The 14,229-nt window shown below is 38.4% G+C and carries 15 protein-coding genes; 11 read left to right on the top strand and 4 right to left on the bottom strand.

The features are described from left to right. Window positions 1–3: 3 nt before the first annotated feature. A complete protein-coding gene (tyrS, locus tag G322_RS0101485) occupies window positions 4–1,275 on the bottom strand; it encodes a tyrosine--tRNA ligase (RefSeq protein WP_022940040.1) in 1,272 nt (423 codons plus the stop codon). 143 nt (window positions 1,276–1,418) lie between these two features. On the opposite strand from tyrS, the gene mtnN reads away from it, so the two are divergent. Next, entirely contained in the window at window positions 1,419–2,114 is a 696-nt protein-coding gene (gene mtnN, locus G322_RS0101475; protein ID WP_028866348.1) for a 5'-methylthioadenosine/S-adenosylhomocysteine nucleosidase, read from the top strand. After that, window positions 2,115–3,083, top strand: coding sequence for a cobalamin biosynthesis protein (locus G322_RS0101470; RefSeq protein WP_022940037.1), 969 nt, complete (start codon window positions 2,115–2,117; stop codon window positions 3,081–3,083). Between the two features lie 364 nt (window positions 3,084–3,447). Here the strand turns inward: G322_RS0101470 and G322_RS22105 are convergent, their stop codons facing one another. From G322_RS22105 to G322_RS22100, 3 genes are all read right to left on the bottom strand, one after another. After that, complete coding sequence (locus G322_RS22105) at window positions 3,448–3,669, bottom strand: methyl-accepting chemotaxis protein (RefSeq protein WP_022940036.1); 222 nt, start codon at window positions 3,667–3,669, stop codon at window positions 3,448–3,450. A gap of 147 nt (window positions 3,670–3,816) precedes the next feature. Continuing rightward, entirely contained in the window at window positions 3,817–3,981 is a 165-nt protein-coding gene (locus G322_RS23190; RefSeq protein WP_022940035.1) for a hypothetical protein, read from the bottom strand. Window positions 3,982–4,297: 316 nt separating this feature from the next. Further along, window positions 4,298–4,759, bottom strand: a complete 462-nt coding sequence (locus G322_RS22100; RefSeq protein WP_022940034.1) for a cache domain-containing protein — start codon at window positions 4,757–4,759, stop codon at window positions 4,298–4,300. Between the two features lie 116 nt (window positions 4,760–4,875). On the opposite strand from G322_RS22100, the gene recN reads away from it, so the two are divergent. The 9 genes from recN (at window position 4,876) to ychF (ending at window position 14,094) form a co-directional block, all read left to right on the top strand. Next, window positions 4,876–6,549 (top strand): DNA repair protein RecN, encoded by a 1,674-nt coding sequence (recN, locus tag G322_RS0101450; protein ID WP_022940033.1) that lies wholly within the window; start codon window positions 4,876–4,878, stop codon window positions 6,547–6,549. Between the two features lie 97 nt (window positions 6,550–6,646). Further along, window positions 6,647–7,732 carry an HD domain-containing phosphohydrolase gene (locus tag G322_RS0101445; RefSeq protein ID WP_028866347.1) on the top strand — a complete coding sequence of 362 codons (1,086 nt, stop codon included), beginning with the start codon at window positions 6,647–6,649 and terminating at the stop codon, window positions 7,730–7,732. Window positions 7,733–7,754: 22 nt separating this feature from the next. Next, complete coding sequence (locus G322_RS0101440; protein WP_022940031.1) at window positions 7,755–8,828, top strand: GGDEF domain-containing protein; 1,074 nt, start codon at window positions 7,755–7,757, stop codon at window positions 8,826–8,828. A gap of 79 nt (window positions 8,829–8,907) precedes the next feature. After that, window positions 8,908–9,513, top strand: coding sequence for a lipoprotein insertase outer membrane protein LolB (lolB, locus tag G322_RS0101435; RefSeq protein WP_028866345.1), 606 nt, complete (start codon window positions 8,908–8,910; stop codon window positions 9,511–9,513). A 13-nt stretch (window positions 9,514–9,526) separates the two neighbouring features. Continuing rightward, on the top strand, window positions 9,527–10,393 hold the full coding sequence (gene ispE, locus G322_RS0101430; protein WP_022940030.1) for a 4-(cytidine 5'-diphospho)-2-C-methyl-D-erythritol kinase: 867 nt from the start codon (window positions 9,527–9,529) through the stop codon (window positions 10,391–10,393). A gap of 88 nt (window positions 10,394–10,481) precedes the next feature. Then, a complete protein-coding gene (locus G322_RS0101425) occupies window positions 10,482–11,429 on the top strand; it encodes a ribose-phosphate pyrophosphokinase (protein WP_028866344.1) in 948 nt (315 codons plus the stop codon). A gap of 323 nt (window positions 11,430–11,752) precedes the next feature. Beyond that, window positions 11,753–12,391 carry a 50S ribosomal protein L25/general stress protein Ctc gene (locus tag G322_RS0101420; protein ID WP_022940028.1) on the top strand — a complete coding sequence of 213 codons (639 nt, stop codon included), beginning with the start codon at window positions 11,753–11,755 and terminating at the stop codon, window positions 12,389–12,391. A gap of 2 nt (window positions 12,392–12,393) precedes the next feature. After that, the gene (gene pth, locus G322_RS0101415; RefSeq protein ID WP_022940027.1) at window positions 12,394–12,984 is read left to right on the top strand and encodes an aminoacyl-tRNA hydrolase; all 591 of its coding nucleotides are present in this window, start codon (window positions 12,394–12,396) and stop codon (window positions 12,982–12,984) included. Window positions 12,985–13,002: 18 nt separating this feature from the next. Continuing rightward, the gene (gene ychF, locus G322_RS0101410; RefSeq protein WP_022940026.1) at window positions 13,003–14,094 is read left to right on the top strand and encodes a redox-regulated ATPase YchF; all 1,092 of its coding nucleotides are present in this window, start codon (window positions 13,003–13,005) and stop codon (window positions 14,092–14,094) included. Window positions 14,095–14,229: the final 135 nt, after the last annotated feature.

Genomic DNA, 14,229 nt, shown 5'->3' with positions numbered 1-14,229 from the left:
ATTTTATTTCCAGATAAAGAGGTTAAATAAACGTTTACCACGTTTGATCACCGTATACTTTCCAAACAATGCATCAGACTTTTGTAGTAGCATCTCGCTATCAGTCACTTTTTTACCATTAATACTTACCGCGCCATTTTTAGTAAATTCACGCGCCATTTTATTGGACTTAGCCAACTCACAACTGGTTAATAACTCAATTAGGGTTTTCTCTGCTTCTGTCACTTCTGTTGATGGCAAACCATCTTGCGCAAGTTGCGCGAGATCTGATTCACTTAATGAACTTAAATCCCCTGAAAATAGTGCTTCTGTAATACGCTCTGCTGACGCTAAACCCTCATCACCATGCACTAAACGTGTTACCTCTTTGGCTAAAATACCCTGACCTTCAGGACGACCTTTAATCTCTTTATCTTTAGCTTCAATCGCTTCAATCTCTTCAATTGAAAGGAAAGTAAAGTAGCGTAAAAATTTGTAAACATCGGCATCAAGCGTGGTTACCCAGAATTGAAAAAATGCGTAAGGTGACGTTTTACCGGCATCAAGCCAGATAGTACCCGACTCTGTTTTACCAAATTTGGTGCCATCGGCTTTGGTCACTAAAGGCAGTGTTAAACCAAACACTTTCTGTTGATTCATACGACGTGTTAGATCAATACCACCAGTAATATTCCCCCACTGATCCGACCCACCAATTTGCAATGAACAACCGTTCATCTTATTAAGGGCAGCAAAGTCATAAGATTGCAGTAACATGTAACTGAACTCGGTAAATGAGATCCCCGATCCTTCGCGGTCAATACGCTGTTTTACCGACTCTTTTTGAATCATTGCATTAACACTGAAGTGTTTACCCACATCACGTAAAAATGAGATAGCATCCATTTTGCCAATCCAATCAAGGTTATTCACCACTTCAGCAGCATTCTCTTTATCACCAAATTCAATAAAAGCACTGACCTGCTGTTTTATTTTCCCGACCCAATCCTCAACAACATCATCGGTATTGAGTTTACGCTCAGCGGCTTTAAAACTTGGATCGCCAATTAAGCCTGTCGCACCACCCACTAATGCCAATGGTTTATGACCCGCATCTTGAAAACGTTTCAATGTTAACAGTGGCACTAAACTGCCAATGTGTAAGCTATCTGCCGTTGGATCAAAACCACAGTACAGTGTTTGACAACCACTTGATAAATGTTCATGTAACTCTTCATCGGCTGTTGTTTGTGCAACAAGGCCGCGCGCTTTTAAATCTTCAAGTAAAGCATTCATGGTGATCCCTAATCATTTAACTATTTTAAAATATGATTAACGATTTTACACAGTTAAGTGAAACAAAAAAACCATTGTATGAAGAAGTTATCGCAATTGTGCTAACATTAAGCTTTTATGATGAGTTTACAGAGAGTTAAGTGATGAAAATAGGCATTATCGGTGCAATGGATGAAGAAGTAACGCTCCTAAAAGCAAAATTACAAAATTGTGAAACAACAATCATTGCGGGTTGTGAGTTTTACCAAGGCCAATTAAATGGCAAACAGGTAATTTTAACTAAATCAGGTATCGGTAAAGTTGCAGCGTCTATTGCAACAACACTATTATTAGAACGTTTTCAGCCAGATACTATTATCAATACTGGCTCAGCAGGTGGCTACGATACAAATTTAAATGTTGGCGATATTGTTATCTCAACCGAAGTACGTTTTCATGATGTTGATCTAACCGCTTTTGGTTATGAAATTGGGCAGATGGCACAATTGCCAGCGGCGTTTAAAGCAGATAAAAAACTGATTGATATTGCACAAAATGCAGCAGAGACAATCAAAGATCTAAAAATTATTCAAGGTCTTATCTGTACGGGTGATATTTTTATGGCGGATCCTAAAAAAGCAGAAATCGCACGTAATAATTTCCCTACCATGGCAGCTTGTGAGATGGAAGCAGCAGCAATTGCGCAGGTCTGCCACCAGTTTAATATTCCTTTTGTCATTATTCGTTCACTCTCTGATATTGCAGGTAAAAAATCAGAGCTTTCCTTTGAGCAGTTTCTCCCTATCGCGGCTAAAAATGCTTCTGTGCTTGTAGAAGCAATTCTCAACAGACTTGATTAAATGCAAGATTTAATTGACTTTATAGCGCAGTACAGCACCTATTTTTCTTTAATAGGGGTTGCCCTGCTCTCTTTTTTTGTATCATTACCTAAAGATCTTAACCCACTCTCTGCTATTGAGCTTATTTTTAAACAAATAGCAGTAAAAGTGAATTTAGATGAACGTAGCGATGGTTACAAACGTTTGGCTAGCCTGTTATCCATCAGCCTTATCTACTTCCCTAGCATGCTAATCATCAGCCAATTATATAACATCGTTTATCAACCTATCACTATCGATATTCTGATCCTATTTTTACTACTTTCATGGCACGATAAAAAACAGGTGTATCTGCAAATAAGTCATGCATTAAAGCGTAATAATTTAGCACAAGCAAAATTTAAATTAGCGTCATTAACTGAGCGAGACACAAAACCACTCTCTTTAATGGGTATAAATAAAGCGACCATTGAGTCAATGGTCTTACAGCTCTGTGCATCTTGGTTTGCAGTGATTTTTTGGTATATGTTAACCGGAATTTATGGCGCACTTTTTTATCGTACCGTACAAATTTGCGCGCAGACGTGGAATGCCAAAAAAAATGAATTTACTGCATTAACGTCGATTCCCAGTTTTATCTACTCCGCACTGTTATTCCCGGTACACATATTAATCAGCTTTACCTTTTCACTGTATGACGAACCAGTAAAAAACATTCCTAAAAAATTCAAACAGAGCCTACTATGGCACCATTTTTCTTCGGGTTTAATGCTCTCAAGTTTTGCATTAAGTATGCAACTAGAATTGGGTGGCGTCCGTCTTTATCAAAATAAAAAAATCACCTACGCCACTTTGGGTTGCCACTCAGCACCCGCTATTGATAAAATAGAATTATCACTGCAACGCTTAAGTTTAAGTGCTTGGTTTTGGTTATTTTGCTTCAGCGGTTATACCTTTTTCCCACTACTCATTGAGCTTATGACATTTTAACTTATTAGTTCAAAACTATAATTACAACGTCACGACCGAGTACACCTAAAACATGGAAGCCCTATTACTCTTATTTTTCCTTCATGGTTCATTGTTTTTGAACGTAAAAATCAGTACAAATAATGAATATCTTGAGTTATACCAATCGGAACAAATCGCTGAACTATTTTACTGGTTAAAATAACTTACTTTTTCGTTGTAAGTTTTACAAAGGGAACAACCACTACGTCAACTTCAGCCTTGAATTAAACTATTCCCCCTGCGTAAAATTTAGATCACAGACTTAATCCAATTGGTATTAGTTATAAGAAAAGATACTCACTCACGGCCCTTTTCATGCAATAGCAAGTGAAGCTTGCAACGTTTACAGTTTAAATTGAACCACTAAGCTTTTTAATTTATTGCCCACACCAGAAATCTCTTGAGAAATAGAGGCAGACTCATGATTCGACTCTAACAACTCAGCAACAATCCCTTTAATAGCAACCATATTACGATTAATCTCCTCGGTTACCGAGCTTTGCTCCGTTGCTGCGGTAGCAATATGAGTAGTCATATCATTAATAGCTTGCAGCGCATTTGTCACTGAGAGAGACTCTCACTTATTTTATTTGATGAAGCAACGGTTTCATTACTGGTATCTTTACTCGATTTTATCGAAGCGACTGCCTGTGAAACTAAATAGTAAAGCTTATCAAGCATCTCTTTAATTTCTCAGGTACTTGCTTGCGTTCTACTTGCGTAGGCTACGCACCTCATCGGCAACGACCACAATCGCACCAATCACCTGTAATACGCCATCAATTTTTTGTGATTGTTCATGTAAAGAGTCCATATGTTCACCCGCCTGATCAACTTCACCAACGAGTGCATTGATCGACTGTGCAGATAAAGTCACAATTTTTTGTGCTTTTTGTGAATCATTAGCAGCAGCTTGTGAATCATTAGCAACATTATTCGCATTTTCAGCAACTTCATGGGAGTGGAACTCATTCTCAGTAGCAGCGGTGACAACTTGCTCTGTTTCATTATTATGTGTCTCTAGTTGTTGTTCAACATGCAGCTTTGTCTATTAATGCGAGTGGCGGCAGTAGAAACTTGCTCTGTTGCATCTGAAACATCACTAATAATAGAGTGCAATTTACTAGCAAAACGATGAAACGTATCACCTAACTGAGCAATTTCATCTTTGCCCTCTATTTTTAAACGACGAGTTACCCCCCCTCACCATCAGCAATATCATTTAACGTTTCTAACATCGCATTAATAGGTTGAGATATTTTTTGTGCTACAAATAGCATAATGAAAATAGTTAATGCACTCAAAATAATTGCGCTAAAAAAAGCAGAGCGTAACTGTGAATGCATTTGTGCTATCACTTTATCACTATAAATTTGTGTTAAGCGTTCAATATCATCGATATAGAACGCTGTCCCAATATACCAATCTCCCCCTTTAATAGGAGCGCTATAACTTAGCTTAGGCTGTGGGCCTGTCACACCCGGTTTAGCGTATACATATTTAAGAAAACCACCGCCAGACTGGCCTGCTCTAATCAGCTCTTTAATGATAAATACGCCATTTGAATCTTTTAAAGTAAGTAAGTTTTTTACCTGATTTTTAGGGGATGAGGCATGTACAATATTAATTCCCTGTTTATCATAGATAAAAAGCAACGATTAAACGTGTCATTCTTTAAAGAATAATAGATTAACTGTACTGTTTAAAAAAACAGTACTATACTGTGTTTATAAACAGCTTTTGTAGACAGTCGCTTTAAGGTGTAAAAATTATGCTTAATCAGTTAACCGTACAACATTTTGCCATTGTTCAATTTCTAGAGCTAGAGTTCAGCGCAGGAATGACCACCATAACGGGTGAAACAGGTGCGGGTAAATCGATTGCTATTGACGCATTAGGTTTATGTTTAGGTGCTCGTGCAGATGCCAGTATGGTGAGAGTCGGAACAGACAAAGCAGAGATAAGTACACGTTTTACACTATTAGATACACCTAATGCCAAACAATGGTTAGTGAATAACGATCTTGAAAATGAAGATGATATCAATGAGTGTTTACTGCGTCGCACTATTAATAAAGAGGGTCGTTCGCGTGCTTATATTAATGGCACACCCGTCCCACTTTCACAACTAAAAAGCCTTGGTCAACTACTTGTTAATATTCATGGTCAGCATGCACATCAAAGCCTGCTTAAAAGTGATATTCAACTCTCTATCATTGATGAATATGCAGCACACCATCAACTACTACAAAAAGTAAAAGACAGTTATCAAGGTTGGCATTTTTTAAATAAGCAGTTAAAGCAACAACAGCTCAATCAACAAGAAAAAGTAGCACGTAAACAGTTATTAGAATATCAGATCCAAGAGTTAGATGAGTTTGCACTCAATAATAACGAGTTTGAGCAGATTGAAACGGAGCATAAACGCTTAGCCAACAGTGGCGCACTATTAGAGAGTTGCCAAATGGGCTTAAATCAGCTCTGTGATAGTGAAGAGTTCGATGCATTAAGCTTGCTTCGTAGCAGTGTTAGCACGATTGAAAAACAAGTGGAAAATGATAAAAACTTAGAAAACATTATCACTACACTGCAAGAAGCTGTGATTCAAATAGAAGACGCCAGTTATGAGCTACGTCAGTTTAGTGAAAACCTAGAGCTTGACCCAGAGCAGTTTCAGCAATTAGAAACACGTATGAGTGATGCGCTCTCCCTTGCGCGTAAGCATCAGGTTCAACCTGAACTTCTGTACGCTCACCACCAAAAATTAAACAAAGAGTTCAGCCAACTCAACAATAGCGCCCAACTGATAGAGCAACTCAGCACAGATTTACAAAGTGCAGAAAACGACTACTACCAACATGCTAAAAAACTCAGTAAAAGCCGAAGCCGTTACGCTAAAGAGTTAAGTAAAAAAATTACTCATAGTATTCAAAAATTAAACATGCAACAGGGTGTTTTCCACATTGAACTTGCTGAAAATAATAATAGAACGTTAAGCCCTCTTGGTCTTGACAACATAGAATTTCAAGTAAAAACAAACGCAGGCCAATCACTGCAAAACTTAGCTAAAATTGCATCAGGTGGCGAGCTTTCACGCATTGGTCTCGCAATGCAAGTGATCATCAGTCAACAGATTGCAACACCGACGCTTATTTTTGATGAAGTTGATGTAGGTATCAGTGGAGCAACCGCTTCAGTGGTAGGTAAACTACTGCGCAGTTTAGGAGAAAGTACACAAATACTTTGTGTTACTCACCTTCCACAGGTAGCAGGTAATGGCCATCAACAGATGTACGTTGATAAACAAAGCAATGGCAAAAACACCAATACCACCATGGTTAAATTAAATGAGAAAGATCGTCTGAACGAGTTAGCTCGTTTATTAGGGGGTGACAGCATTACTGCGCATACTCTAGCCAATGCACAGGAGTTGTTAGTGCGCTGATACCTTTTACAAATAAATAACGAGAATTATCACCTTAAGTTGCAACATCTGACATTAGACCTATTCTTTTTAAAGTCGCTTATAAAAATAATAGGTTATGTTAATAAATTTAAGTAAATATGAAAGTAATATTAGAGTCATTATCGCCACGATTTTACTCTGCATCGGCACCCATATTTTTTGGTTTGTCCTTATTCCTATTGGAATAATATTGCTCTACACCGGACTTACCTATAAATGCCCATTGATGCACCTGTTTAATAAACAGAGTCAATGCACACAGGAAAACCTATTTGTTAACTTTTTACCTCGCTACAACCCACAACCCGTTTTTATTTTTAGAGCGGACAATACATTGGCATTCTCTAATAAACCCGCTAAAAAAATATTCTCCGATGTTAAACATTTTAGCGATCTTATCCCTAGTCCAATTAACGAGATTATCAGCCAAGAACGAATTGAAACACACACATTTCCCCTTGACGACACACATATTTACTCGCTTATTATACGTGGCTCGGTTGAACTAGACGGCGTCGTCGTTTATGGCTCAGATATCAGTGAAGTAATTAACCTCAACAAAGAGATATTAGAGACTCAAAAAGAGATTATCTACACTATGGGTGAGATAGGTGAAACACGATCTAAAGAGACAGGTGATCACGTCCGCCGTGTTGCTGAATATTCACAATTATTAGCAGAGCTTGCGGGATTAGATAAAAATGAAGCGGAGTTAATTAAACTTGCCTCACCGATGCACGACATAGGAAAAGTGGGTATTCCTGATAATATTCTAAAAAAATCAGGGAAATTAACCGAAGCTGAATTTGAGGTAATGAAAACCCATGCAGAGATCGGTTTTAATCTGCTTAACCACTCTACTCGGCCTGTTTTACAAACAGCTGCTATTATCGCTTATCAGCACCATGAAAAATGGGATGGCTCAGGTTATCCGCAACAACTCAAAGGTGAAGAGATCCACCTCTACGGACGCATTACCGCGATTGCCGATGTATTTGATGCGTTAGCCAGTGATAGAGTTTATAAAAAAGCGTGGCCACTTGACAAAATACTCACGCTATTTGATGATCAGCAAGGTCACCATTTTGATCCTAAACTTGTCACGTTACTCAAAAATAATCTGCCAAAATTTCTTACCATACGAAAAAAACATCCCAATTAAGCATCTAAATTGAGAAAATTCAATGAAAAAAATTAACTCCATTAAGTTTATCGACTCACTTGCTGAAATCACCCGTTATCGTGACAGGGAAGTGATTGAGCAGAGCCTGCTAAAAACATTACTGGAATTTAAAAATGATAGTAGTTTTCGTTTATATCAAGTATTAAGCTGTGAACCTGAATTAAAACTTGGTTTGCTCGCTTACGCTGCTAACGACAATATCACTACCGCAGAGAACATACACCACTATGCACTACCTCAGTATATTGAGGATGCATTAGTTGAGGTGATTGAAACGGGAAAAATAATCACCATTGAATCAGAGAAAAGTAATAAAGAGATACAAATTATCTACCCTGCATTTAATGCCAACGATGACATCTTTGCAATATTGATTCAGGCCACCAAACAATCTGATTATGAGACACAACATTTAGTGCACGGTTTTTTACGTATCTACTCCAACTTCCTTGAGATGATTGAGATAACCAAACGTGACAAATTGACTGGTCTATTAAATCGTGAAACATTAGACGCAGAAATAACACGCATTCTTATCAGTAATAATATGCCTAACATTAACAACTCCCCCTCCTCTTTCGAGAGGCAAACGGATTCACGAAAATATAAAGGATCTTTAAAACATTGGCTATGTATTCTAGACATTGATCATTTTAAAGCCATAAACGATCAATATGGCCATATTTATGGTGATGAAATTCTTATTTTAGTGGCTCGGTTATTAGAAAAGAGTGTACGAGAATTCGACAAAATTTTTCGTTTCGGTGGGGAGGAATTTGTAATTTTAGTTAAATCATATGATGCGGATGATGCATTATTCGCATTTGAACGCATTCGTATTGTGATAGCGACACATCAATATGCAAAAATATCATCATTAACGATAAGTATTGGTGGCACAGAGATAACCAATCAGATTGATCCAAGAGATGTTATTGAAGCGGCTGATACTGCACTGTATTACGCGAAAGAACATGGTAGGAACCAAGTTCATATGTTTGAAAATTTAATTAGAGATAATAAAATAACAGCGAAGAAAGAAAACGCCATTGAGTCCGATATTGAGTTTTTTTGATTTAAACTTTTTGCTTTAAAGAATACCTTCATAAGTCATGATCCGTTATCATAGTTTTTTTATGATGGGTTTAATCAATATGAAATTGCGTTTTCTTTATCTGTTATTGCCCCTTCTTTTTGCTGGTTGTGCACAACATCCAAATTCAGCGTTACCAAAAAATAGTACATGGACTATTCAACAAGCACAACTTGAACAACTAACTCACTGGTCCCTCTCTGGTAAACTCGGTATTTTCACCCCCAATAACCGTGATAGTGTTGATATATACTGGCAACAATCAGGTCAGGACTTCCATATACGTTTGAGTGCCCTTTTGGGGTTAAAATCCATCGATATACAAAAGCGAGGCAATGAAACAGTTATTATAGATATGGATGGTCAACGTCACCATTCAAATGACACAGAGCAGTTAATCACTGATTTAACAGGGTTCGTATTACCCATTGAATATTTACAACAATGGATAAAAGGTAACCCAAGTAATGCAAGTTACCAGCTTAATGACAGACAACAAGTGAGTAATTTATTAGGGGGCACTCAAAATACAGAGCTTTGGTCAATTACTTACAACGACTACCGCACCGTTAATCAAACTAATCTCCCCCATAAACTACAATTAACACGCGGTGATCTACGTTTGAAATTTTCAATCTCTCAGTGGCACCTTCCACCAAAAACATAAATCAGAAGAAAACATGCTAAAATTAGACCCTATTTGTTGGCCCGCACCAGCCAAATTGAATCTATTTCTTTATATAAATGGTCAACGTGAAGATGGCTATCACGAATTACAAACGTTATTTCAATTTATTGACTTATGTGATTATTTAACAATCAGCCCAAATTTATCAGGAGAGATAACACTCACGCCTGAAATTAAAGATCTGCCCGTCAATGAAAACCTGATCTACAAAGCAGCGATGATGTTAAAAAACAATATGGCTGAAAAGATAGATAAAAATTTAGGTGCAAATATTCATATTGAGAAAAATTTACCCATGGGAGGTGGGCTTGGTGGTGGTTCCTCTGATGCAGCAACAACATTACTAGCATTAAATTATCACTGGGATCTCGATTTAACAAAATTGCAACTTGCACAAATAGGCCTCACTTTAGGGGCTGATCTGCCCATTTTTATCGCAGGAAAAGCCTCGCTAGCAGAAGGTGTTGGTGAACAGCTAACAACGGTAGCACCAATAGAAAACCACTACCTTGTCGCAATGCCTGCATGTCATATATCTACGCCTGTAGTGTTTCAAAATAGTGCACTTATTCGTGATACTAAAAAACGTTCATTAACCGAGCTAATGAGTCAAAATTGGCTCAATGATTGCGAACCTTGTGTAAAAAATAGTTATCCTAAGGTTGCCAAGGTTATCGACTGGTTGCTAGAATACGCACCAACTCGATTGACTGGTACTGGTGCATGTGTGTTTAGCACATTTTCAACAGCCCAAGAAGCGCAAGTTGTATTAGATAAAAGTCCACCATGGTTAACGGCTTTCACCTGTAAAGGTTTAAACTGCTCCCCCATGAACACACTTTTATCGTCCCTAGAATAAATTATTGTGATTGATTAACCTCAATCACTCATGTTAATTAGCATGTTGCTTTTTAACATCAACTATCAGGATGACAGAGGTCCTCAAAGTGCCAAATATGAAACTATTTGCAGGTAACGCGACACCAGAATTAGCACAGAAAATTGCTGATCGTCTTTTCATTAAATTAGGAAGCGCAGAAGTAGGACGCTTTAGTGATGGAGAGATCCACGTACAGATTAACGAAAACGTACGTGGCGATGATATTTTCATCGTACAATCTACTTGTGCACCAACCAATGATAATTTAATGGAATTGATCGTCATGATCGATGCAATGCGTCGCGCTTCAGCGGGTCGTATTACTGCCGTTATCCCTTACTTTGGTTATGCTCGCCAAGATCGCCGTGTGCGTTCTAGCCGTGTGCCAATTACAGCAAAAGTAGTAGCTGATTTCTTATCTAATGTAGGAGTTGACCGTGTGTTAACGGTAGACTTACATGCAGAGCAGATTCAAGGCTTCTTTGATGTGCCTGTTGATAACGTATTTGGCAGCTCAGTACTGCTTGAAGATATGTTAGATAAAAAACTAGATAACCCAATGATAGTTTCACCTGATATTGGTGGTGTAGTACGTGCGCGTGCCCACGCTAAGCTATTAGATGATGCAGATCTTGCGATTATCGATAAACGTCGTCCAAAAGCAAATGTTGCGCAAGTAATGCACCTCATTGGCGATGTAGAAGGCCGTAACTGTATTATCGTTGATGATATGATTGATACAGGTGGTACTTTATGTCAAGCAGCTGTTGCTTTAAAAGAACGTGGCGCACTGTCTGTTTATGCATATGCAACCCATGCTGTATTCTCAGGAAAAGCGGCTGAAAACATCAAAAACTCTGTGATTGATGAGTTCATTGTTACCGACTCAATTCCTCTTTCAGAAGCGATCATTGCAACGGGTAAAGTTAAGCAACTGACACTCAGTTGCATGTTAGCTGAAGCGATTCGTCGTGTGAGCAATGAAGAGTCTATTTCAGCAATGTTTCACTACTAATTGCCCAGAGCGTTGCAATTGAAAATTACTTCTGCGTTGGGAAATGCTCACTTAGTAAACTAAGCTCCGCTTTCCCGCCTTGAATTAATATTAAATTGCTTAGCTCTGAACAATTAGGGTTTGATATGAAATATTTCATTATTAAAACGCCTTTAAGGCGTTTTTTTTTGCTTTTTGTTTGTACAAAATTAGTGGGTGCGTTATTATGGCGCGCCTTTTTTATATGCCGATTTTTTGGTGATTAGGTGGTTTTATCTGGTCGCAAGATAAAATCTATTTTTTTGATAAAGCAATCAATGCTTTGTCGTTATTGGAGTTACACAATGTCTATTAAATTAGTTGCACAAACACGTACAGAACTTGGGAAAGGTTCGAGCCGCCGCCTTCGTCATGCAGAATTAGTACCAGCAATCGTATACGGTGCAGGCAAAGAGCCAGTATCACTTACATTCGAGCAAAAAGAGCTACGTAAAGTTGAATGTATTGAAGCTTTCTACTCTTCTATCCTTGAACTTGAAATCGATGGAACTTCAGAGCAAGTATTGCTTAAAGCTCTTCAACGTCACGCATTCAAAGAGCAGATCCAACATTTAGATCTTCTACGTGTTGATGCAAACAAAAAACTACACACAACGGTACCACTACACTTCATCAATGAAGATAAAGCGGAATCAGTTAAAAATGGTGGTGTTGTTTCTCACATCGTTAATGATGTAGAAATATCTTGTCTACCGGCTGATCTTCCTTCTTTCGTTGAAGTTGACTTAGAAAATGTTGAACTGGGTGCAACAGTACATCTTTCTGATCTTATACTTCCAAAAGGTGTTGAATCTATTGAGCTTTCTAAAGGCACTGCACATGACCAACCTATTGCAACAATTGCACTTGCTAAGAAAGTAGCAGAAATAGAAGAAGGAGCACCAGTAGCTCCAGTAACAGAAGAAGAAGCAACAGCTGAGTAATCGTGTCAACAACGATTAAACTGCTTGTGGGTCTGGCTAATCCAGGCCCCGAATATGCTCAAACCAGACACAATGCTGGACAATGGTATCTAAACCAACTCGCCTCACAAGAAAATACCCAGCTAAAAGCAGAAGCCAAATTCTATGGTTTAACGGGTAGAATTCAGTTTGCAGGCAATGATCTACGTCTTCTTGTTCCAACTACCTTTATGAACCTAAGTGGCAAATCTGTTGCTGCCATGGCAAATTTTTATCGTATTAAACCCGAAGAGATCCTCATTGCACATGATGAACTTGATCTTCCTCCCGGTGTTGCGAAGTTTAAACTAGGTGGTGGTCATGGCGGGCATAATGGGTTACGCGATATTATTAATAAGCTTGGCAATAATAAAAATTTTTACCGTCTGCGTATTGGCATTGGTCACCCTGGTGACAAAAATAGAGTCAGTGGTTTTGTACTAGGTAAAGCGCCTAGAGCGGAACAAGACCTGATTGACCAAAGTATTGATGAAGCTGCACGTTGTACCCATATTTTAGGGCAAGACGGGTTAGCTAAAGCGATGAATCGCTTACATAGTTTTAAAGCACAATAAATTTAAAAGGGTTATATCATGGGTTTCAAATGTGGCATTGTCGGTCTACCAAATGTAGGTAAATCAACACTCTTTAACGCACTAACACAAGCGGGTATTGAAGCGGCTAACTTTCCGTTTTGTACTATCGAGCCAAATACAGGTATCGTACCAGTGCCAGATCCACGTCTTGATCTACTTGCTGAGATTGTCAAACCTGAGCGTGTACTCGCAACAACGATGGAATTTGTTGATATTGCAGGACTGGTTGAAGGTGCATCTAAAGGTGAAGGCTTAGGTAATAAATTCCTCGCAAATATCCGTGAAACAGATGCAATTGCTCATGTTGTGCGCTGTTTTGAAGATGAAAACATCGTCCATGTCTCTGGTAAAATCGATCCTCAAGATGATATCGAGATTATCAACACCGAGCTTGCCCTTGCTGATTTAGAGAGCTGTGATCGTGCTGTTTTACGTATTGTTAAAAAAGCGAAAGGGGGTGATAAAGATGCTAAATTTGAACTGCCTGTTTTAGAGAAAATCAAAGCACACCTTGAAAATGATGGCATGGTACGTAGTCTTGATTTAGAAAAAGAGGAAAAAGAAGCGATTAGCTATCTTAACTTCTTAACCGGCAAACCAACCATGTATATTGCCAATGTTGCTGAAGATGGTTTTGAAAACAATAAATTTTTAGATATTGTGCGTGAGATTGCTGAAAAAGAGGGAGCGGTTGTTGTGCCTGTCTGTGCTTCTATTGAGTCTGATATTTCAGAACTTGATGAAGAAGATAAAGCTGAATTTTTAGAAGCGATTGGGCAAACAGAATCAGGACTAGATCGTGTTATCTACAGTGGTTACCAACTATTACACCTACAAACTTACTTTACCGCAGGTGTTAAAGAGGTACGCGCTTGGACCGTTAAAATTGGTGCAACAGCCCCACAAGCGGCCGGTGTTATCCATACTGATTTTGAACGTGGTTTTATCCGTGCAGAGCTTATTAGCTTTGACGACTTTATCGAGTTTAACGGTGAAGCAGGTGCTAAAGAAGCAGGAAAATGGCGCTTAGAAGGTAAGAAATATATCACTCAAGATGGTGATGTTATCCACTTCCGTTTTAACGTTTAATAACGACTTAGGATCGGCTTCAAAATTACTTGCGCTTTTGTTTTCAAAATAACCCGTCATTTAGGATTGGCTTCAGCATTACTTGCGATTTTTTTTAACATAGCCAGTCACTTAAGGCTTTTTGGAAACAATTTA

The sequence above is a fragment of the Psychromonas hadalis ATCC BAA-638 genome, from assembly GCF_000420245.1.
Taxonomy (GTDB): domain Bacteria; phylum Pseudomonadota; class Gammaproteobacteria; order Enterobacterales; family Psychromonadaceae; genus Psychromonas; species Psychromonas hadalis.
Note: the sequence above shows the minus strand (reverse complement) of the source record. Positions and strands in the feature narration are given on the sequence as shown.

What these genes read in the sequence shown, in the direction of transcription:
- tyrS (WP_022940040.1), bottom strand. Translation starts at nt 1,275, where the DNA reads ATGAATGCTTTACTTGAAGATTTAAAAGCGCGCGGCCTTGTTGCACAA.
- mtnN (WP_028866348.1), top strand. Translation starts at nt 1,419, where the DNA reads ATGAAAATAGGCATTATCGGTGCAATGGATGAAGAAGTAACGCTCCTA.
- G322_RS0101470 (WP_022940037.1), top strand. Translation starts at nt 2,115, where the DNA reads ATGCAAGATTTAATTGACTTTATAGCGCAGTACAGCACCTATTTTTCT.
- recN (WP_022940033.1), top strand. Translation starts at nt 4,876, where the DNA reads ATGCTTAATCAGTTAACCGTACAACATTTTGCCATTGTTCAATTTCTA.
- G322_RS0101445 (WP_028866347.1), top strand. Translation starts at nt 6,647, where the DNA reads ATGTTAATAAATTTAAGTAAATATGAAAGTAATATTAGAGTCATTATC.
- G322_RS0101440 (WP_022940031.1), top strand. Translation starts at nt 7,755, where the DNA reads ATGAAAAAAATTAACTCCATTAAGTTTATCGACTCACTTGCTGAAATC.
- lolB (WP_028866345.1), top strand. Translation starts at nt 8,908, where the DNA reads ATGAAATTGCGTTTTCTTTATCTGTTATTGCCCCTTCTTTTTGCTGGT.
- ispE (WP_022940030.1), top strand. Translation starts at nt 9,527, where the DNA reads ATGCTAAAATTAGACCCTATTTGTTGGCCCGCACCAGCCAAATTGAAT.
- G322_RS0101420 (WP_022940028.1), top strand. Translation starts at nt 11,753, where the DNA reads ATGTCTATTAAATTAGTTGCACAAACACGTACAGAACTTGGGAAAGGT.
- ychF (WP_022940026.1), top strand. Translation starts at nt 13,003, where the DNA reads ATGGGTTTCAAATGTGGCATTGTCGGTCTACCAAATGTAGGTAAATCA.